The sequence below is a fragment of the Streptomyces sp. 2-1 genome (assembly GCF_048564895.1).
Lineage (GTDB): Bacteria > Actinomycetota > Actinomycetes > Streptomycetales > Streptomycetaceae > Streptomyces > Streptomyces phaeochromogenes.
The window spans coordinates 11,005,995-11,025,242 of sequence record NZ_CP183383.1 but is presented as its reverse complement, the minus strand read 5'-3'; the positions used below and the strand labels follow the sequence as shown (position 1 = coordinate 11,025,242).

18 protein-coding genes and 1 pseudogene are annotated in these 19,248 nt (G+C 68.8%); 8 read left to right on the top strand and 11 right to left on the bottom strand.

The genetic code is table 11. The features are described from left to right. Nucleotides 1-122: 122 nt before the first annotated feature. From ACN20J_RS48190 to ACN20J_RS48165, 6 genes are read right to left on the bottom strand one after another with little or no spacing between them, the layout of a single operon-like run. Entirely contained in the window at nt 123-968 is an 846-nt protein-coding gene (locus tag ACN20J_RS48190) for a fumarylacetoacetate hydrolase family protein (protein WP_189842369.1), read from the bottom strand. A 20-nt stretch (nt 969-988) separates the two neighbouring features. Continuing rightward, nucleotides 989-1,924, bottom strand: coding sequence for a 3,4-dihydroxyphenylacetate 2,3-dioxygenase (locus tag ACN20J_RS48185; protein ID WP_419668609.1), 936 nt, complete (start codon nt 1,922-1,924; stop codon nt 989-991). Beyond that, a complete protein-coding gene (locus ACN20J_RS48180) occupies nt 1,917-3,380 on the bottom strand; it encodes an aldehyde dehydrogenase (RefSeq protein ID WP_419668608.1) in 1,464 nt (487 codons plus the stop codon). Before ACN20J_RS48180 ends, ACN20J_RS48185 begins: the two co-directional genes overlap by 8 nt. 34 nt (nt 3,381-3,414) lie before the next feature. Continuing rightward, nucleotides 3,415-4,221 carry an acetoacetate decarboxylase family protein gene (locus ACN20J_RS48175; RefSeq protein WP_361995699.1) on the bottom strand — a complete coding sequence of 269 codons (807 nt, stop codon included), beginning with the start codon at nt 4,219-4,221 and terminating at the stop codon, nt 3,415-3,417. Between the two features lie 11 nt (nt 4,222-4,232). Continuing rightward, nucleotides 4,233-5,441 carry an NAD(P)/FAD-dependent oxidoreductase gene (locus tag ACN20J_RS48170; RefSeq protein ID WP_419668607.1) on the bottom strand — a complete coding sequence of 403 codons (1,209 nt, stop codon included), beginning with the start codon at nt 5,439-5,441 and terminating at the stop codon, nt 4,233-4,235. A 19-nt stretch (nt 5,442-5,460) separates the two neighbouring features. After that, the gene (locus tag ACN20J_RS48165) at nt 5,461-5,649 is read right to left on the bottom strand and encodes a ferredoxin (protein WP_190231524.1); all 189 of its coding nucleotides are present in this window, start codon (nt 5,647-5,649) and stop codon (nt 5,461-5,463) included. 359 nt (nt 5,650-6,008) lie between these two features. On the opposite strand from ACN20J_RS48165, the gene ACN20J_RS48160 reads away from it, so the two are divergent. The 8 genes from ACN20J_RS48160 (at nt 6,009) to ACN20J_RS48125 (ending at nt 15,141) form a co-directional block, all read left to right on the top strand. Beyond that, entirely contained in the window at nt 6,009-7,364 is a 1,356-nt protein-coding gene (locus ACN20J_RS48160; RefSeq protein ID WP_190231523.1) for a glutamine synthetase family protein, read from the top strand. Between the two features lie 53 nt (nt 7,365-7,417). Then, the gene (locus ACN20J_RS48155) at nt 7,418-8,734 is read left to right on the top strand and encodes a cytochrome P450 (RefSeq protein ID WP_419668606.1); all 1,317 of its coding nucleotides are present in this window, start codon (nt 7,418-7,420) and stop codon (nt 8,732-8,734) included. 213 nt (nt 8,735-8,947) lie between these two features. Next, nucleotides 8,948-9,391, top strand: coding sequence for an HIT family protein (locus tag ACN20J_RS48150; protein WP_419668605.1), 444 nt, complete (start codon nt 8,948-8,950; stop codon nt 9,389-9,391). A gap of 614 nt (nt 9,392-10,005) precedes the next feature. Continuing rightward, the gene (locus ACN20J_RS48145) at nt 10,006-10,767 is read left to right on the top strand and encodes a DeoR/GlpR family DNA-binding transcription regulator (protein ID WP_189842377.1); all 762 of its coding nucleotides are present in this window, start codon (nt 10,006-10,008) and stop codon (nt 10,765-10,767) included. Between the two features lie 82 nt (nt 10,768-10,849). Beyond that, nucleotides 10,850-12,220 carry an ABC transporter substrate-binding protein gene (locus ACN20J_RS48140; protein WP_189842378.1) on the top strand — a complete coding sequence of 457 codons (1,371 nt, stop codon included), beginning with the start codon at nt 10,850-10,852 and terminating at the stop codon, nt 12,218-12,220. 85 nt (nt 12,221-12,305) lie between these two features. Beyond that, entirely contained in the window at nt 12,306-13,271 is a 966-nt protein-coding gene (locus ACN20J_RS48135) for a carbohydrate ABC transporter permease (RefSeq protein WP_364181166.1), read from the top strand. Continuing rightward, nucleotides 13,268-14,155 (top strand): carbohydrate ABC transporter permease, encoded by an 888-nt coding sequence (locus ACN20J_RS48130; RefSeq protein ID WP_419668604.1) that lies wholly within the window; start codon nt 13,268-13,270, stop codon nt 14,153-14,155. The genes ACN20J_RS48135 and ACN20J_RS48130 overlap by 4 nt, the downstream gene beginning before the upstream one ends. Next, on the top strand, nt 14,152-15,141 hold the full coding sequence (locus ACN20J_RS48125) for a zinc-dependent alcohol dehydrogenase family protein (protein ID WP_190231519.1): 990 nt from the start codon (nt 14,152-14,154) through the stop codon (nt 15,139-15,141). The genes ACN20J_RS48130 and ACN20J_RS48125 overlap by 4 nt, the downstream gene beginning before the upstream one ends. 199 nt (nt 15,142-15,340) lie before the next feature. Here the strand turns inward: ACN20J_RS48125 and ACN20J_RS48120 are convergent, their stop codons facing one another. The 5 genes and pseudogenes from ACN20J_RS48120 to ACN20J_RS48100 form a co-directional block, all read right to left on the bottom strand. Beyond that, a complete protein-coding gene (locus tag ACN20J_RS48120; protein ID WP_419668603.1) occupies nt 15,341-16,468 on the bottom strand; it encodes an LLM class flavin-dependent oxidoreductase in 1,128 nt (375 codons plus the stop codon). Further along, nucleotides 16,461-17,543 carry an LLM class flavin-dependent oxidoreductase gene (locus ACN20J_RS48115; protein WP_419668602.1) on the bottom strand — a complete coding sequence of 361 codons (1,083 nt, stop codon included), beginning with the start codon at nt 17,541-17,543 and terminating at the stop codon, nt 16,461-16,463. The genes ACN20J_RS48120 and ACN20J_RS48115 overlap by 8 nt, the downstream gene beginning before the upstream one ends. Continuing rightward, nucleotides 17,540-17,911 (bottom strand): hypothetical protein, encoded by a 372-nt coding sequence (locus ACN20J_RS48110; protein ID WP_419668601.1) that lies wholly within the window; start codon nt 17,909-17,911, stop codon nt 17,540-17,542. Before ACN20J_RS48110 ends, ACN20J_RS48115 begins: the two co-directional genes overlap by 4 nt. 134 nt (nt 17,912-18,045) lie before the next feature. Then, complete coding sequence (locus tag ACN20J_RS48105; RefSeq protein WP_361911634.1) at nt 18,046-18,114, bottom strand: putative leader peptide; 69 nt, start codon at nt 18,112-18,114, stop codon at nt 18,046-18,048. A gap of 88 nt (nt 18,115-18,202) precedes the next feature. Then, nucleotides 18,203-18,897, bottom strand: a pseudogene (locus ACN20J_RS48100) (GNAT family N-acetyltransferase). Nucleotides 18,898-19,248: the final 351 nt, after the last annotated feature.

Here is a 19,248-nt window from a genome sequence, read left to right as displayed (position 1 = left end):
CTTTCGAGGCCAGGTATTCGCCGGAGCGGCCCGTCGGACCGGTCGGGGGCGGGTTGCGGGCAGCTCCGCACCCGGGGGATCTCCGCCCTCGGTCCCGGTGCGGGGCCGCCTCGTGGACGGCATCAGCGCTTGGGCGCCCTGATGCCGCGGAACTCCCAGTCGCCGCCGAGCGCGGTGGACAGAACCTCCTCGGACTCCGTGGGCTGGGCGCCGACATCGGTACGGATCGGGGTCGGCCCGGTGACGATGTGGTTCGTCAGCCGTCCGAGGCCCTCGACCTCGACCTCGACGACGTCGCCGGGCTGGACGGGCCGGGAGTTGGCGGGCGTGCCGGAGAGCAGCACGTCGCCCGGGTAGAGGGTGATCGTGCGGGCGATGTCGGCGACGAGGTAGTGCATGTCCCACTCCATCTCGTCCGTCGAACCGTCCTGTACGACCTCGCCGTTGACGTACGTACGCAGGTACTTGCCGTGGAAGTCCCAGTCGGTGACCAGGCCGGGGCCGAGCGGGCACAGCGTGTCGGAGCCCTTGACGCGGAGCATCGAACCGGCGTCGGTGTCACGGAAGTCGTGCAGGCCGTAGTCGTTGGCGACGGTGTAACCGGCGATGTACTCCCCCGCCTCGGCCTGCGAGATGTTCCGTGCGGTCTTGCCGATGACGATGGCGACCTCGCCCTCGTAGTTGAGCCACTTGCAGCCCTCGGGGCGCACGATCGCGCCCTTGTGGGAGTTGAGAGAGGAGGTCGGCTTGTGGAAGTAGGTGGGCGTCGGGGTGAGCCGGATCTGGAACTCGTCCACGCGGCTGCGGTGGTTGAGGTGCACGGCGACCACCTTGGAGGGCACGACCGGCGGCAGGTGGTTCGCCTCCTCGGTCTTCACACGGCGGCCGTCTCCGGCGACGAGTTCGTCGCCCTCTACGGTGACCTGGACGGCGGCGCCGTCGAGGAGGATGCGGCGGTACTCGGACATGACAGGGCTCCTGGATACGGCTAGACGCGGCTGTGAGGGGTGCGCGGGGACGAGGCTGCGGGCAGGCCGGTGCCGGTCCAGCCGTCGGCCGGACGGTCGAACCACAGATGCACCTGACCGGTGCCGATCGAGTTCTCGTACTCCCCGTACTGACGGGCCTTGGCGATGCACGCCTGCTCACCCAGGGCGCCGACCATCATGAGGTAGTGGAAGAACTTGGCCTCGGGCTTGTGCTTCCAGAACTCCGGCATGGTGTCGAGGACCTTGTCGTGGCGGCCCTCCTTGAACCAGGCGATGCGCTCGTGGTCCGCCTCGCGCGCCTGAGGCGTGAAGATGTGCACCGGGTCGCCGGCCTCGTGGTCGCGCAGTTCGCGCAGCGGCCAGAAGGTGTGGGAAAGGGCGCCGGAGGCGATGACCAGTACGCGGCGTCCGGGGGTTGCGGCGATGCCGTCCGCCAGGGCTCGGCCGAGGCGCAGGTGGTCCTCCATGTCGCCGGTCTGGCAGACCCCGATGGTCACCCACCGTTTGTCGGGCAACCCCTCCCCCAGGAACTTCCAGAGGTTGGTGGTGGCGTAGTAGATCGGCAGGTAGTCGTCGTCGATCGCGGTGATCCAGGTGCCGTGCTTGTCGGCGAACTTCTCTATGTTGCGGGCGAGTTCGGGGTCACCGGGGAAGTCGTACGGCATCCTGCACATGCCGCGCGGCAGCTCCTCGGAGGTGAACAGGCCGGCGCGGCGCTGCTGGGCGGTCACGACGAACTCGACCGTCGTCGCCCAGTGCGAGTCGAGGACGACCACGGTGTCGTAGTCGTCGCGTTCGAAGACGTCCCCGCGGAGTTGCCGGAGCCCGGTGACGAGGGTGATCTCCTTGCCCTCGTTGAGTTCCAGGCGGTCCTCCTCCGGGAGCACGATGGTGGGGACGTGGGCGAGGAGGCCCGCCCCGACGATCTCACCCATGGTTCTTCCATCCGTTCGGTGCGGTGACCGTGTTCTTGACGTCGCAGTAGAAGTCGAAGCTCCAGGTGCCGCCCTCGCGGCCCACGCCGGAGTGGCGGGAGCCGCCGAAGGGTGCCTGGAGGTCGCGTACGAAGAAGCAGTTGACCCAGACGGTTCCCGCGACGAGCTGTGCGGTGACGCGCTCGGCGCGCTCGGGGTCGCCGGTGGCGAGGGTGGCGGCCAGGCCGAAGCGGGTGTCGTTGGCGAGGCGGACGGCTTCGTCTTCGGTGCTGAAGGTCTGCAGGGTCAGGACCGGGCCGAAGACCTCCTCCTGCACGATCTCCGAGTCCTGGGCGACATCGGTGAGCAGGGTCGGTGCGTAGTACTGGGTGTCATTGCGGTGTCCGCCGATGACAGCACGGGCTCCGGCGGCGAGCGCCCGCTGTACGAAGGCGTCGATCTTCTCCAGCTGGCGGGGGTGGATGTTGGGCCCGATGTCGGTGGCCTCGTGGCGCGGGTCGCCCTGCGTGAGCGTCGCGGCCTTCTCGACGAAGCGGCGCGTGAATTCCTCGGCGACCGACTCCTCGACGAGGAAGCGGGTGGCGGCGAGGCAGACCTGGCCGGCGTTGTCGTACTGCTCGACAGCGAGGTCCACGGCGAGATCGAGGTCGGCGTCGGCGAAGACCAACAGCGGTGACTTGCCGCCCAGTTCGAGGCTGAGCGGGGTGAGGTTCGCGGCCGCCGACCCGGCGATGCGCTGGGCCGTCGGCACCGATCCGGTGAAGCTGATCCGCCGTACGTCCGGGTGCGAGGTGAGGGCGTCGCCGATCTCCGAGCCGTAGCCCTGGACGACGTTGAGGACCCCGGCGGGAAGCCCGGCCTCGGCCGCGATGTCGGCGAGCAGGGACGCGGTCAGCGGGGACCACTCGGCGGGCTTGAGGACGACCGTGTTGCCGGCCGCCAGGGCGGGGGCGACCTTCCAGGTGGCCAGCATCAGGGGCGCGTTCCACGGGGTGATCAGCACGGACGGGCCCGCCGGGTCCCAGCTCACGTGATTCGTGTGACCGCGTGTCTCGAAGTCCTCGTGCTCCATCTGCAGCAGCCAGTCGGCGAAGAAGCGGAAGTTGTGGGCGACACGGGGCATCACGCCCCGACGGTGCGAGCGCAGCAGCGCGCCGTTGTCGGTGGTCTCGACGATCGAGAGTTCTTCGATCCGCTTCTCCACGCCGTCGGCGATGGCGTGCAGGATGCGAGCGCGTTCGGCGCGTGAGGTGGCGGCCCAGGCGGGGAAGGCGGCCTTCGCGGCGGCCACCGCTGCCGCGGCCTCCGGCGCCGTACCGCGGGAGATCTCACCTATCGTGCCGCCGTCGATCGGCGAGACATCGGTGAACGTCTCGGTGGAGGCGACGCGCCGGCCGCCGATCCAGTGCCGGGTGTCGACGGCGACCCCGGCCACCGTGAGGGTGTGCTCGGTCATGTCCGGTCTCCAAGTCCTTTGGTGCGTAAGGGGGTTACTCAACTCCGGACGTGCCGGACTCCAGCAGTCGGCCGCCGTCCCAGACGACGCCGACCTGGCGGTAGTAGGCGGCGATCGGCTCACGGATCTCCAGCCGGGCCAGCTCCTCGGTGGGCGCCTCGAAGATCTCCAGCTCGGCGTCACCGACCCACGCCTGCCCGCCCTCGAAGGAGGACGCACCGGACTCGATCAGCTCGTCGAGTGCCAGGCCCTTGCCCTTCTCGATCGACGGCAGCCACCGGTGGTGGGCCATGGGGTGGCTGTTGACAAAGCCGTTCGTCCCGGACGGCTCTCGCAGGGTCACGACGGCCTGGGCCAACCGCCGGTCCGCTGCGGCGAGGGTTGCCCCGAAGCGCGCCCCCGCCTCGATCCGCGGAGCGGGACCGTACGGATGAGGCCGCGTCTGGTGAATCGATCCGAGCTTCTTCGGATAGCCCTGGTGCAGGCCGCGGGCGATGGCGAAGTCCTTGTCGACCCAGATGTACACGCACCGGGTGTAGGTCTGCCCCCGGTACTTGCAGCGGACGACCGCGAATGCCTCCTTGTACTGGGCGAGCACCGGGTCCAGCAGTTCGTCTCCGGAAGTGGAGCAGGACTGCCAGTCGGCCCAGATCAACGCGACCGCGCCAGGGTCCTCGTCGGCCAACTCCAGTGGCTCGGGCAGCAGTTCGCGCACACGGGCGGGGTCGGTGCGGTATTCGACGGTGAGCAGGTCACCCGAGTAGCGCCACGGCGGGGACGGAATCAGCGACGAGGCGCCGCTCGCCGTCTTGGGGTGGAAGTAACCACGGACAGGGGACATGACGGGCTTCCTTACACGGTGAGGGCGGGCGACTTGAGCAACTGGGCGCGATATCGGGCGGCGCCCATCGCGGCGGCCTGGCCGCCGAGCGCGACGACGCCGACCAACTGACCGCCGGCGTGATAGCCGACCAGCACGTCGCCCTCCGGATCGCCGTCCAGGACACAGACGTCGTCCTTGCCGAGGACCGGAGCACCGAAGGACTGGAGCCGGAACTCGTGCTGGTCGCTCCAGAAGGTGGGCAGTGGCGCGAAAGGAGCCGGCTCGCCACCTGCACCGGCAAGATGGGCGACAAGCACCTTCGCGGCATGCTTGGCGGTGTCCGTCGGGATGGACCAGTGCTCGACGCGGCGGGGTACGCCGTCGTAACGGGCGTTGGGAAAGCGGGCTACGTCGCCGACCGCGACGGCCTCCGGGCGTCCGCCGATCCGCAGCCGATCGTCCGTGAGCACACCGTCGGACAGGTCGAGCCCGTTGTCCTGCAGCCACTCGACGTTGGCGATCGAGCCCACCGACTCCACCACCACATCGGCCTGCAGGACCGTGCCGTCGTCGAGGACGACCCCGGTCACCCGGTCCTCGCCCTCGAACCCGGCGACTCCTGCACCGAGCGCGAAACGCACCCCACGCTCTTCGTGACGCCTGAGCAGCGCACGTCCGAGCAGTTCGCCGAGCGGGCCCACCATGGGCAGCGGCAACGGGTCGACGACGGTCACCTCGCGGACACCGAGTCCTACGGCGGTGGCGGCGACCTCGCAGCCGATGAATCCCGCGCCTACGACGACCACTCGGGCGTGCGGCCGGGTCAGTTCGTCCCGCAGGCCCTGGGCGTCGGCGAGGGTACGGACCGTGTGACGGCCATGGAGCGGGCCCGGGCAGCGCAGCCGCCGGGGGCGCATTCCGGTGGCGACGACCAGTCCGTCGTACGGAATGGCCTCGCCGTCGTCGAGTTCGACGGTCCGTTCGTCCAGGCGAGCCGCGACGGCCTTCCTGCCGAGCCGCCACTCCACGTCGGCGGCGGCCGCCTTCGGCGTAAGGGCCAGCGACTCGAACGGTGCCTTCCCTGCCAGCACTTCTTTCGACAGCGGTGGCCGGTTGTAGGGCATGTGGGGCTCGTCGCCGACGACCGTGATCGCCGCGGCCCAGCCCGCCGCGCGGAGCTGCTCGGCGGCGCGCAGGCCACCCATCGAAGCGCCCACGACGACTACGCGTCCGGTCATGGTTGCGGCCATGGGGAACTCAGGCCTCGATCCGGATGGCCTGCAGCGGGCACACGTCCGCTGCCTCCTCGACCTCGTCGAGCAGCGCCTGGTCGGGGCCGGAGACGTACACCAGGTGTCCGTCGCCATCCATGGAGAAGACGTCGGGTGCCGCGAAGACGCACTGGCCGTGGTCCTGGCATTTGTTCATGTCGACGACGACCTTCATGGCGGTCCTCCTGAGGGTGAGGGCGTCGGATCAGGGAGAGGGCTGAAGAGGGGCCCGGCCCGGATGTGGCCGGACCCCTCGGCCAAAGAGGTGCGAAGGAGCCGCACCCCTTACTCGTTTGGCTTCAAACAAGATAGGAAGCCGCTCCTCTCTGGTCAATACCTGTCCAGGTGGATAAATTTTCTCGACCAACCTCTTGCGGGACGGTGACTGCACTCCATACCGTTCGGGACCAAACGAGTACCACCGGGGTCTGCCCTCCCGAACCCGCACCCCGGCTTCCGTTCTCTGCACACCACCCATCCCCAGAGCCCCGAGGCACGGGGGATGTCCCCACCCAGCCTCCCAAGGAGACACTGGTGAGCGCATCCGACACCCCAGACATCCGCCGGCACATGGAGCGGCTCGCCGCCGAGGGCGTCGACGTGGTCCGGGTGATCTACCCCGACCTCATCGGCACCGACCGTGCCCGGGACGTCCTGCTGGACCACCTGCCGTCGGCATCCGAGCACGGCCTGGCCTTCTGCCGCGCCGTCTACCACACCTCACCCCAAGGGGACGTGGTCCCGGTCGCGGGCGGCCTGGACGCCGGTCTGCCGGACGTGTGCGTACGCCCCGATCTGTCCACGGCGGCCCCCTTGCCCTGGGAGCCCGGCGTCGCCACCTGTCTCGGCGAGGTCACCGACCCGGCGACCGGGGGCCCCGCCCCCGAGTCACCGCGCGACCTGCTGCGTACCGTGCTGGCCCGATGTTCCGAGCAAGGGCTGCGCCCCGTCGTCGGCCCCGAGCTGGAGTACTTCCTCCTGACGCCCGACCCCGGCACGCCCACCGGCTGGCGCCGCTCACCCGAAGCCACCGGCGCGGTGTACACCGCGGGCCTGCGCGCCGATCCCGACAACCACCTGCTGCGCACCCTGCGGCAGCTGCGCGACCTGGGCCTCGGCGTCGTCACCGGCAACCACGAGTTCGACGGCGGCCAGTACGAGATCAACCTCACCCACTCGGAAGCCCTGGACGCCGCCGACCGCGCCTTCCGCTTCAAGGCAGCCGTCAAGGAACTGGCCCGCAAGGAAGGCAACATGGCCACCTTCATGGCCAAGCCCTTCGGCGACGCGGGCGGCTCCGGGTTCCACCTCCACCTGTCGTGCAGCGATGCCGAGGGACACAACTCCTTCGACGACCCCTCCGGCGCGTACGGCCTCTCGGCCACTGCCCGCCACGCCGTCGCGGGCATCCTCGCCCACGCACCCGCGCTCGCCGCACTGGCCAACCCGACCGTGAACTCGTACAAGCGCTTCGGACCGGACACCCTCGCGCCCTGGCTGATCGACTGGGGACTCGACAACCGCAGTGCCATGGTCCGCATCCCGCCCGAGCGCGGCAGCGGCGCCCGCCTCGAACTCCGTCTCGGCGACGCCAGCGCCAACCCATACCTGCTGATCGCGGGCACGATCGCCGCCGCCCTGCTCGGCATCCAGGAAGGCGAGGAGCCGCCCGCCCCGCTGGAGGGCTACGGCTACGACACCGCCAAGTCCGCCCTGCTGCCCGCGAGCCTGCCGACCGCGCTCGACGCGCTGGAGGCGGACACCGCCCTGACCGACGTCCTCGGCAAGGACTTCACCACCTCCTTCCTCACCTACAAACGGAACGAGGTCGAACGCTTCCAACGGCACGTCACGGACTGGGAGTTCACCGAGTACGCCTACCACCTGTAAGCCCGCCGAAAGGCCGCCGGCCCTCGTCGCCCTCGCCCAGGAGATGCACCACCATGACCAGCCCCACGGCCCGCGCCGTCCCCACCACCCGCGCCGAGCTGCGCGCCGCCCTCGACGAGCCCATGCCGCTCGACCAGGTGGACCTCGCCGACCTCGACCACTTCGCCGACGGCGTCACCCCATGGCGGATGTTCCACACCCTGCGCCACGAGGACCCGGTCCACTGGCAGCCGGAGGAGGCCCCCAACTCCGGTTTCTGGGCCGTGACCCGGCACGCGGACATCGCCCGCGTCGACCGCGACGCGGAGACCTTCACCTCCACCAGGTTCGTCAACCTGGAAGAGGTCGACGACGATCAGATCAAGAAGCGCGCCTCCATCCTGGAGCTGGACGGCGTCCGCCACCGCGCGATGCGCAGCGTGATCCAGCGGCAGTTCGGCGCGGGCGTCATCAACAGCTACGGCGACTTCCTGCGCGGCCTGACCGCGAAGACCCTGGACGCGGCCCTCGCCAAGGGCACCTTCGACTTCGTGGCCGACGTCTCCGCCGACTTCCCCATCAACGTGCTGGCGCGCCTGCTCGACGTACCGCCGGAGGACAACCAGCGGCTCATCGACTGGGGCAACCGCATCATCGGCAACACCGACCCCGACTACGCGGACGTCCTGCTGAACAGCGCGGAGAGCGAGCAGTACCGCGACCTCCCGTTCCGCTCCCCCGCCTCCCTCGAAGTCTTCGAGTACGGCCGGGAGCTGGCCCGGCAGCGGCGCGGCGGCGACGGCACGGACCTGGTGTCGAAACTGGTCAACACCACCCCGCGCGACGGAGTCCCGCTGTCCGCGCAGGACTTCGACAACTACTTCCTGCTCCTGGTCGTGGCCGGCAACGAGACCACCCGCCACACCATCTCCCACTCGATGCTGGCCCTGCTCCAGCACCCCGAGCAGCTGGCCAGGCTCAAGGACGACCCCTCACTGATTCCCACCGCGGTCGAGGAGTTCCTGCGCTGGGCCTCACCCGTCTACCACTTCCGCCGTACCGCCACCCGCGACGTCGAACTCGGCGGCAAGCAGGTCAAGGAGGGCGACAAGGTCGTCATGTGGTTCGCCTCCGGCAACCGCGACGAGGACATCTTCGACAACCCCTACGACCTGGACGTCGCCCGCACCGACAACGACCACGTCACCTTCGGCAAGGGCAGCCCCCACCTCTGCCTGGGCAACCTCCTCGCTCGCACCGAGATCCGCATCATGTTCGAGGAGCTGATCCCGAGGATCGCCGACATCAAGCTGGCCGGCGACGTCCCCCGGGTGCGCTCCAACTTCGTCAACGGCATCAAGAAGCTGCCGGTCGAGGTGACCCTCGCCTGACGACCGACCCAAGAATCGCTGCCGCGTCCCATGCTCTCGGGGCGCGGCAGCGCTGTTCTCATCGCGGTGTGCTGAGCCCGGCAGACTTGGCCGACGAGGTGACCAGGCGGTATCGCACTCGCGTCCGACCAGGCCTGCAAATTGCTCGCGCCTGGGTGTCGCCTCTGGTGTTGTGAGCGGCACGAGGTACTCGGGCCTTTGAGGGGGCAGCCTGTGACGGACGACGGATGCGTCTTTTGTGCAATAGCGAGGGGTCGGGCGGACGCCAGCATCGTCCACGAAGACGAATCAGTGATCGCTTTCATGGATCTCCAGCCCGTCACCCCAGGCCACTTGCTGGTCATCCCCAAGGCCCACTCGGTGGGACTGGAGGATCTACAGGAGGACGTCGGCGTCCAGGTCTGGAAAGTGGCGCATCAGCTCGGGCGCGCACTGCGCCGATCAGGCTTGCGATGTGAGGGCGTCAACCTGTTCCTTGCGGACGGGGAGGCCGCCTTCCAGGAGGTTTTCCACGTTCACCTGCATGTCTTCCCCCGCTTCAAAGGTGACCCATTTCGCATTGATGCCGACTGGCGGGTGCAGGAGCGAAACCAGCTCGACAAGACGGCTGCAGCCGTCCGTGGCGGCCTCGCTGCCCTCGACGCCGGGCAACGCTGACGACCATCGGTCTCCGGGCCGGACACCGTCTTCGGCGTCAAACCAAGGAAGTTCATCGAGTGCTCCCTGCGCGCACCAATTCCCGGGTCACTTCAAGACGTCCCGATGACGGCTAAGCATGATCAATGCCTTCCGCTCATGGCGCAGGGAATGGGCAACTCGGCCGCGTGCCGCGAGCGTGCGGCCGCCTGAGGCAGGTGCTCCGCCGGTCCACGTCGCCGTTCCAGGCGTTGACGGTGGGGCAGCCCTTGGCGTCCCGGCCTGCGCACTTCAGCGCCCCCGCCGCACGATGACGACCGTCATCGGCTGATGACCGTCATCGGCTCCCCCTCAGTCGGGGAGCAGGCAGCAAACGGGCACGTTCCGAGCCGACCCGGGTGGGGATCTTGCTCCGTTATTGGCCGAAGAAGGTCCCTGTCTGCGGAAATACCGCATTCGAAACGGTCACATCCGGTCATGGAACTCGTGACGTTTTGCCTGTTCATGAGGCTGCGCGTGCTTATAAATAGTCCGCATGAACCCGAACGGGCCGGGCTCTGTGAAGGCGTAAATGCGCCAGACCGGAAAAGGCCGGGCCGAGTGTCGGGTCGGAATCGCGGAGGGGAGGTGTCGCCGTGGACGCCGAAGAACGCCGACGCGCCATCCTGGAGGCCACGCGTCGTGTCGGCTCCGTGGACGTGGGCAAGACCGCCGCAGACCTGGGTATCTCCAAGGAAACCGTGCGGCGCGACCTGAACCTGCTGGATGCTCACGGGCTGGTGCGGCGGACCCACGGCGGCGCCTACCCCGTCGAGAGCGCCGGCTTCGAGACGACCCTCTCCTACCGGACCACCAGTCAGGTCAGAGAGAAGTCGCGGATCGCTGCCGCCGCCGTGGAACTGCTCGGTGACGCGGAGACGGTGTACATCGACGAGGGCTACACCCCACAGCTCATCGCCGCGGCTCTGCCTCGCGACCGTCCGCTGACCGTGATCACCTCCTCCCTCGCCGCGGCCGGCACCCTGGCCGCCGTGGAGAGCGTCACCGTGCTGCTGCTCGGTGGTCGCGTACGAGGCGCCACGCTGGCGACAGTCGATCACTGGGCGACCCACATGCTGTCCGGCCTCGTCATCGACCTGGCGTACGTCGGCGCAAACGGCATCTCTCGCCAATGGGGGCTCACCACTCCGGACCCCGCTGTGAGCGATGTGAAGGCGCAGGTCGTGGCCGCTTCCAGACGCCGGGTCTTCTCGGGCGTCCACAACAAGTTCGGAGCGACCAGCTTCTGTCGTTTCGCCGAGATCGCAGACATCGAGGCGATCGTCACCGACACCGGGCTTCCCGCATCCGAAGCCCATCGCTACTTCCTTCTGGGGCCGCAAGTCATCCGGGTTTGACCTGCGTCCTTCTCCAACTCATCACGCACTCGCTCGACCGGGCCTGGGCCTCCCATGCCCTCGAACACCTCTGGAGTCAGCCATGACCATCCGAAAAATCACCCATGCCGGGAGAAGCGCTCGCGCTGTGCTCGCCGCCGTGGCCGCAGGCTCGATGCTGGCAGCGTGCAGCGGGGCCGGCGGGTCGAGCTCCGGAGGCGGGGGCGAGAGCATCAACGTCCTCATGGTCGGCAACCCGCAGATGGAGGACATCGCGAAGCTGACGAAGAGCACCTTCACGAAGGACACCGGCATCAAGGTCAACTTCACGATCCTTCCCGAGAACGAACTGCGCGACAAAGTCACCCAGGACATCGCCACCCAGGCCGGCCAGTACGACGTGGCCACCATCGGCGCCTACGAAGTGCCCATCTGGCACAAGAACGGCTGGCTGCACGAGCTGAGCTCCTACGCCGGCAAGGACTCCGCCTTCGACGAGGCCGACCTGCTCAAGCCCATGGTCCAGTCGCTGTCCGGAGACGACGGCAAGCTCTACGCCCTGCCGTTCTACGGCGAGTCCTCCATGCTCATGTACAACAAGGAGGTGATGGCCGAGAAGGGCATCACCGTTCCCGAGAAGCCCACTTGGCAGCAGGTCGCCGACATCGCGGCCAAGGTCGACGGCGCCCGCCCGGGGATGAAGGGCATCTGTCTGCGCGGTCTGGCCGGCTGGGGCGAGCTCGGAGCGCCACTGACGACCGTGGTCAACACCTTCGGCGGCACCTGGTTCACCAAGGACTGGAAGGCGCAGGTCAACAGCCCGGCGTTCAAGAAGGCGACGAACTTCTACGTCGACCTGGTCAGGAAGCACGGTGAGGTGGGGGCCCCGCAGGCCGGGTTCACCGAGTGCCTGAACGCACTGAGCCAGGGCAAGGTCGCGATGTGGTACGACGCGACCAGCGCGGCCGGATCGCTGGAGGACCCCAAGTCCAGCAAGATCGCCGGCAAGGTCGGCTACTCGTACGCACCGGTGGACAGGACGGACAGCTCCGGCTGGCTGTGGACCTGGGCGTGGGCGATGCCCAAGACCACCAAGAAGGCCGACGCCGCCTCGAAGTTCATGCTCTGGGCGTCCGGCAAGGACTACGAGAAGCTCGTCGGCAAGGAGCTCGGCTGGTCGCGCGTTCCCGCCGGGAAGCGGGCCAGCACCTATGAGCTTCCCGAGTACCAGAAGGCGGCCGCGGCCTTCGGTGACATCACTCTGAAGTCCATCGAGCAGGCGAACCCGACCGACCCCGGCGTGCAGCCGCGGCCCACGGTGGGCGTCCAGTTCGTGGCCGTCCCCGAGTTCCAGGATCTCGGCACCAAGGTGACGCAGGAGATCTCCGCGGCCATCGCAGGCAAGACCAGCGTGGACAAGGCTCTGGACAAGGGCCAGAAGCTCGCGGAGGAAACCGCCAAGACCTACCAGTGACCTCCCCTCGCCCGGTCGGCCGTGGCGCCGGCCGGGCACCGCTTCCCCATCCCCCGGCCGTCACCGGCCGGCTCAAGGACCCCTCATGACCACGCTCATTCCCGCGCCCAAAGCGGTGCGCACACACCCTCCGCATCAGCCAGGCAGGCGTGAAACGGTGCACAAGTGGCGTCGCCGTTTCCCACTGTTGCCGGCGCTGATCTTCACGGTCATCGTGACGCAGCTGCCCTTCGTGGCCACGCTCGTCATCTCCACGTTCCAGTGGAACATCCTCAAGCCGGGCGAGAGGCACTTCACCGGCCTGTCCAACTACACCTTCGTCTTCACCGACGAAAGGCTGCGCACGGCGGTACTGAACACCATCGTGCTCACCGCGTCGGTGGTGAGTATCAGCATGGTCCTCGGACTGGGTCTGGCACTCCTCCTCGACCGCCGCTTCCCCGGCCGGGGCCTGGCACGCACCCTGCTCATCACGCCGTTCCTGGTCATGCCCGTCGCGGCCGCGCTGCTGTGGAAGCACGCCATCTACAACCCCGACTACGGACTGCTCAACGGCACCCTCAACGCCCTCTACCGGCTCTTCGGAGCCGAGAACGGCCCCACCGTCGACTGGGTGTCGAACTCGGCGATGCCGGCCGTCGTCGTCGCGCTGGTGTGGCAGTGGACGCCGTTCATGATGCTCATCCTGCTGGCCGGTCTGCAGGCGCAGCCCGGTGACGTCCTGGAGGCGGCCCGCGTCGACGGGGCGTCGGCCATGGCGACCTTCCGCTTCATCACCCTGCCGCACCTGCGCCAGTACATCGAACTGGGCGTCCTGCTCGGCACGATCTATGTCGTGCAGACCTTCGACGCGGTCTTCACCATCACCCAGGGCGGTCCCGGCTCACAGACGACCAACCTGCCCTACGAGATCTACCTGACCATGTTCCGCAAGTACGAGTACGGCGAGGCGGCCGCCGCCGGCGTCGTCGTCGTGATCGGCTCCATCGTCGTCGCCACGTTCGCCCTGCGGACCATCGCGTCGCTGTTCCGCGAGGAGGTCTCCCGATGACCGCGCACGCAGCAGTCGCCGCCCCCAGGACCGGGCTCAGGAAGTTCCTCCGCCGCAAGGACGACCACGGCGGCCCACCGCGGCTGACACCGGGGTGGACCTTCGCCGCCTGGCTGGCCACGCTGGCCTTCTTCGCCCCGGTCGCGTGGATGGTGCTCACCTCCTTCCACCAGGAGGCCGACGCCGCGACCAACCCGCCCAGCCTGCTCGCGCCCCTCACCCTGGACCAGTACGAGCTGCTGCTGGGCCGGGACATCACCCCGTACCTTCTCAACTCGGCCATGGCCAGCGTGATTTCGACGCTTCTCGTCCTCGCTCTTGCGGTTCCGGCGGCCTACGCACTGTCCATCAAGCCGGTCGAGAAGTGGACCGACGTGATGTTCTTCTTCCTGTCCACGAAGTTCCTCCCCGCCATCGCGGCCCTGCTGCCCGTGTACCTGATCGTCAAGGACGCCGGGATGCTGGACAACGTGTGGACGCTGATCGTCCTCTACACCGCCATGAACCTGCCGATCGCGGTCTGGATGATGCGCTCCTTCCTCGCCGAGGTCCCCAGGGAGATCCTGGAAGCCGCCGAGGTCGACGGCGCCGGCCTGCCCACCGTGCTGCTGCGCATCGTCGGCCCCGTCGCCATGCCCGGACTCGCCGCCACCTCGCTGATCTGCTTCATCTTCAGCTGGAACGAATTCCTCTTCGCCGTCAACCTCACCGCCACCAACGCCTCCACCGCTCCCGTCTTCCTCGTCGGGTTCATCACCAACGAGGGGCTCTTCCTCGCCCGTCTGTGCGCCGCCGCCACCCTGGTGTCCCTGCCTGTCCTCATCGCCGGCTGGGCCGCCCAGGACAAGCTGGTTCGCGGCCTGTCCCTAGGAGCAGTCAAGTGAAAGCCGCCGTCATCGAAGCCCCCGGCAAGGTCACTGTCACCACAGTCCCTGACCCCACCCCAGGGCCGCGCGAGGTCGTGGTGGACGTGGCAGCCTGCGGGCTGTGCGGCACGGACCTGCACATCCTCCAGGGCGAGTTCGCGCCGAGGCTGCCCATCGTCCCCGGCCACGAATTCGCCGGAGAGGTCGTCGGACTCGGCACCGAGGTGACCGAACTGGCCATCGGCGACCGGGTCGCCGTCGACCCGTCCCTGTACTGCAACGAGTGCCGCTACTGCCGCAACGGCCGCAACAACCTCTGTGACCGGTGGGCCGCGATCGGCGTCACCGTTGCCGGCGGCGCCGCGGAATACGCCGTGGCCCCTGTCGCCAACTGCGTCCGGCTGCCCGAGCATGTCGACGTGGCGAACGCCGCCCTCATCGAGCCGCTGTCCTGCGCGGTCCGGGGATACGACGTGCTCAACGCCAGGATCGGGGCAAACGTCCTCATCTACGGCAGCGGCACCATGGGCCTGATGATGCTGGAGCTGGCCAAGCGCACCGGTGCCGCTTCGGTGGACGTCATCGACCTCAACCCCGAACGCCTCGCCACAGCCGAGAAACTCGGCTGCTCAAGGGCGGCCGCCTCGGCGGAGGAGTTCCAGCAGCCTGCCGGCTGGCAGGTGGTGATCGACGCAACCGGCAACGCGGCCGCCATCCAGGACGGCCTGGACCGCGTCGCGAAGGCGGGGACATTCCTGCAGTTCGGCGTCGCGGACTACGCGACAACGGCCACCATCTCGCCCTACCGCATCTACAACCAGGAAATCACCATCACGGGATCCATGGCCGTCCTGCACAGCTTCGAACGCGCGGCGGACCTCTTCGCAACGGGAGTGCTCGACCCCCAGGTGTTCATCAGCCACCGTCTCCCGCTGGACGACTACCCGCAGGCTCTCGCCCAGTTCGCCGCGGGCCAGGGGCGGAAAATCGTCATAGTGCCCTGACTCAGGCGGCCAGGTTCGGATGTCCCACCCGACGTGCCCGTGAGAGGGCGCCCACGCCGTCAAGTCCGCCGCCGCGGCCTGACCCACCGTACCGACGAAAGGAAGACGCAGGGGACACTCCGGTCGGTCCCGCGGTCACTCCTCGCTGACCTGTGCAGGGGAGGCCCGGCGGCGGTTTCCCGCGCGCCGGGCCTCCCGTTCACCTCCGGCTCCACTCCTCCGCCAGCAGTTCGTACGACCTCACCCGGTCGGCGTGGTCGTGGGTGATGGTCGTGATGAGCAACTCGTCGGCGCCAGTGGCCTCCTGGAGCTGTGCCAGCCGGTCGGCGACCCGGCCGGGCGAGCCGACGAACTGGGTGTCGAGGCGGTCGCGCACCAGTTCGCGGTCCTCATCGGTCCATGGATGGACGCGGGCCTCCTGCGGGGTCGGATACTCGATGGCCCCCTCGGCCGTGCGGATGCTGCGGACCCACGGGCCGTATCCGGCGGCCAGTTCCCGGGCGGTGTCGTCGTCATCGCCGACCACGACGTCGGCCGAGACGCTGACGTACGGCTTGTCGAGGAGGTCGGAGGGCTGGAAGTGGGCCCGGTAGCCGTCCACGGCCTCCAGTACCGTGGCAGGGCTGACGTGGTAGTTCGCGGCGAACCGCAACCCCCGCGCCCCCGCTGTCTCGGCGCTCTGGCCTCCGCTGCTGCCCAGGATCCACACCTCGACCTCGGCGCCCTCCCCCGGTACGACATGTGCCTCGACGCCCTCCGGGGACCGGTAGGTACCGGCCAGCAGGGCGAGGATGTCGTCGATCTGCTCGGCGTAGCCCTGGGACTGGGCACCGGGCAGCAGAAGCAGCCTGCCCTGGAGTGCGATCCGGGGGGAGCCGAGGAGGCGTTCGAAGTTGAAGCGGGGCGGGATGAGGAGGCCGTTCGGAGCCCGGCCGTCCAGGACGGGGGTGGCTGTCGCGGGTTCCGGCGTCGGCTGTCCCGGCGGGCGGCCGCCCGAGCGGCCCAGGCCGAGGTCGAATCGGCCCGGGTGCAGGGCGTCGATCAGCCCGAACTCCTCGACCGTACTCAGTGCCGTGCGGTGGCCGAGCTGTACGGCGCCGGAGCCGAGCCGGATCGTGGAGGTGGCGGAGGCGGTCAGCGCGAGCACGACCGCGGGGGACGTGCCCGCGACGCCCGGGTTGAGGTGATGCTCGGCGAACCAGTACCTGGCGTATCCGAAGCGCTCGGCCTGCTGTGCCAGGTCGATGGAGTTGCGCAGGGCGTCGGCGGCCGTCGAGCCGGACGGTATCGGCACCAGGTCCAGGACGCCGAGGGGGATGTCAGGCATGGACGGACTCCCCTGTGACGGGCAGGACCGGTCCCCAGGCGAAGGGCGGGTCGGGGATCTCGCGGCGCAGCACGGGGGCGACCTCGGACTGGAAGAGCTCGAGGGAGGCGCGGTGCTGGGCATCCGTCAATCCGCTCGCGTCCGCGTGCAGATGGAGCACTGTGTGTCCGAACTGCTCGTGGTAGCGGTGCACCTTGTCGATGACCTGTTGTGGGCTGCCGATCAGGGCGGAGCTCCGCGCGACGAAATCCTCCACTGTCTCGAAGACGACCGGCAGGCCGAACTGCTTCTGGAACGCCAGCGTCGACTCGAAGATCGGCCGGTACACCTCGACCGCTTCCTGGGAGGTGCGGGCCACCAGCAGCCCGGCGGTGCCGGCGCCGACCGCGATCGTCGCCGGATCGTGGCCGTAGTACTCCCAGCGTTCGCGGTAGTACCGGATCAACTCGGCGTACGGCTCGATGGGGTTGGTGACGTTCGCAGAGAACAGCGGATCGCCGTAGCGAGCGGCCAGGTCCACCGACTCCTTGCTGGTGGCGCTCCCGTGCCAGACGCGGACGGGCTGCTGGTAGGGCCTCGGCCACACCTCGGCGTCCTTCAGTTCGGGCCGGAACCGGGTCTTGGCGGTGACCTTGTCCTGCCGCCAGATCTGCCGGAACACCTCGTAGCTCTCGGCATTGCGGTCCCACTGGTCCTCGGCCGTGACATGGAACAGCTCACGCTGGGCGGTGCCGTTGCCCTTGCCGATGATCAGCTCCAGGCGCCCGCCGGAGAGATGGTCGAGGGTGGCGTAGTCCTCGAAGGCGCGCACCGGGTCCAGAAGGCTGAGCGTGGTCACGGCGGTGAACAGCCGGATGCGCCGGGTCAGTGCTGCGATGTGGCTGAGGACCACGGTCGGCGAGGACGAGATGAAGGGCCGCTCGTGCCGCTCCCCCACCCCGAAGCCGTCGAAGCCGAGTTCCTCGGCGAGCAGGGCGTTGTCGAGGACCTCGCGAAAGCGGTCGTGGGTCGGCTTCTGCACGCCGGTGATCGGATCCGGGCGGTGCACTATCAGGGTGATGGCGAGGAACTTCACGAGGTCACCTGCGCACTCCGCGCGTCGTCGTCAGCGGCGGCAACGCCATGCGCATGGGCACGAGCACGGGCACGGGCATCGGGATCAGCCAGACCCAAGTGGTCGCGCAGGGTCGCGCCCTCGTACTCCGTACGAAACACTCCGCGCTCCCGGAGCGGCGGGAGCTCCGTGTCGACGAGGACGTCGAGGCCGCCGGGGGTGTTGTACGGGATGAGGATGACGAGGTCGGCCCAGTACTCGGCGGTGAACGGTTCCCGGGACCGGGCCACCGGTTCGCGCCGGGCGGAGGGGTGCCGGCCGGCGCCGTCGAGCGCCACGGCGAGGTGCGGCTGCGGTGAAGAGGGCAGGGCAGAAGGTGCTGAGGACACGAGGGGTGTGCCTTCCTGATCGACCGTACGAGATCGCCGGCCCATCCACAGGGACGGGCACAGCGGTGGCGAGCGCAGCGGGATGGGGCCCCGGCCGAAGCCACCAGCCTCTGGCCGGGGTGCCCCAGGGAAGGTCAGGAACGACAGAGCGCGCCGGCCACGCGAAGCAGGTCGATGTGCGGGCGGGAATGGAGGTGGACCACTCGGTGCGGGTTCAGCGCACGAGGGGGGCGCAGGTGCCTCAAGGTGCCGCACCCCCGTCCGGCGCGCCATGGTGGCTTCCCTGGTGAGTCACAACGCTTCCGCTCCGTGGTCCGTTCCTGGCGTGCGCACCTGGACGGTCCTCGTCCGGCGGCGCACGGTGAAGCCGATCGACTCGTACATCCGGATCGCCTGCGTGTTGGTCGCGGAGGCGTGCAGCAGTGCGGTGTCCCCGCGTTCGCGGATGCCCGCGGCGACCGCGCGCACCAGCCGGGTGGCCAGTCCCCGGCCGCGGTACGCCGAGTCGGTGCAGACGGCACTGATTTCCGTCCAGCCGGGCAGCCTCAGCCGCTCGCCGGCCATGGCGATGAGCCGGCCCTTCTCCCGGATGCCGAGATACGTGCCGAGTTCGACGGTCCGCTTCAGGAAGGGGCCCGGTCTGGTGCGTGCGACCAGGTCCAGGATCTCCGGTACATCGTCGGGCCCGAGCCGTACCGTTTCCGGAGCATGCTCGGCCCGCAGCCCGGTGTCGACCAGTTGGACACCCTCGCCGCCACCGACGACCACCCAGCCACCGGGGACACTGTCAACTCCCTTGATCCGTACAGTGGTTCCGGCCCCCACCAGCGTGCACAGGTCGGCCCACGCGACAGGATCCGCCGGATCGGCAAGGGCGGCGAACGCGTAGACGTCGGCCGGATACCGGGCCGCTTGGCCCACTCGTTCCGCGAAGCGAGCATGCGGTCCGGCAGCGCGGCCCAGACCGCGTTGTCCAGAAGGCGCATGCTCGGATTCGCCGGTGCTTCGCCACTCTGAGCGTCGGCCGGACGCGGCACGGCGGCGGAGTCCGTGAGGAACGAGGACGGTGCGGAGGTGGGGTTCTGCTTCACCGGACGTCTTCAGACCGTGGGCAGTGCTGAGGCTTCACCACACCATGTCTAGCAGGCAGTTGAGGGATTAATCATTGCAGCTGCATGAAATTCCGTTCGGGTCATGCCGATGAACGAGGTCCGGCCGTTCCCCGTCGGCAGCCTTCGCGAAGGTCTCGTCAACTGCGGGCGCATGCACGGCCATTGGTGGCTGCTCGGCGGTGGACCGGTTCCGCCTGCGGACCGGCCTCTGTTCCTCCTCGCGGT

Coding starts and splice junctions, on each gene's coding strand:
- ACN20J_RS48190 (WP_189842369.1), bottom strand. CDS start 968: ATGTCCGAGTACCGCCGCATCCTCCTCGACGGCGCCGCCGTCCAGGTC.
- ACN20J_RS48185 (WP_419668609.1), bottom strand. CDS start 1,924: ATGGGTGAGATCGTCGGGGCGGGCCTCCTCGCCCACGTCCCCACCATC.
- ACN20J_RS48180 (WP_419668608.1), bottom strand. CDS start 3,380: ATGACCGAGCACACCCTCACGGTGGCCGGGGTCGCCGTCGACACCCGG.
- ACN20J_RS48175 (WP_361995699.1), bottom strand. CDS start 4,221: ATGTCCCCTGTCCGTGGTTACTTCCACCCCAAGACGGCGAGCGGCGCC.
- ACN20J_RS48170 (WP_419668607.1), bottom strand. CDS start 5,441: ATGACCGGACGCGTAGTCGTCGTGGGCGCTTCGATGGGTGGCCTGCGC.
- ACN20J_RS48165 (WP_190231524.1), bottom strand. CDS start 5,649: ATGAAGGTCGTCGTCGACATGAACAAATGCCAGGACCACGGCCAGTGC.
- ACN20J_RS48155 (WP_419668606.1), top strand. CDS start 7,418: ATGACCAGCCCCACGGCCCGCGCCGTCCCCACCACCCGCGCCGAGCTG.
- ACN20J_RS48140 (WP_189842378.1), top strand. CDS start 10,850: ATGACCATCCGAAAAATCACCCATGCCGGGAGAAGCGCTCGCGCTGTG.
- ACN20J_RS48135 (WP_364181166.1), top strand. CDS start 12,306: ATGACCACGCTCATTCCCGCGCCCAAAGCGGTGCGCACACACCCTCCG.
- ACN20J_RS48130 (WP_419668604.1), top strand. CDS start 13,268: ATGACCGCGCACGCAGCAGTCGCCGCCCCCAGGACCGGGCTCAGGAAG.
- ACN20J_RS48120 (WP_419668603.1), bottom strand. CDS start 16,468: ATGCCTGACATCCCCCTCGGCGTCCTGGACCTGGTGCCGATACCGTCC.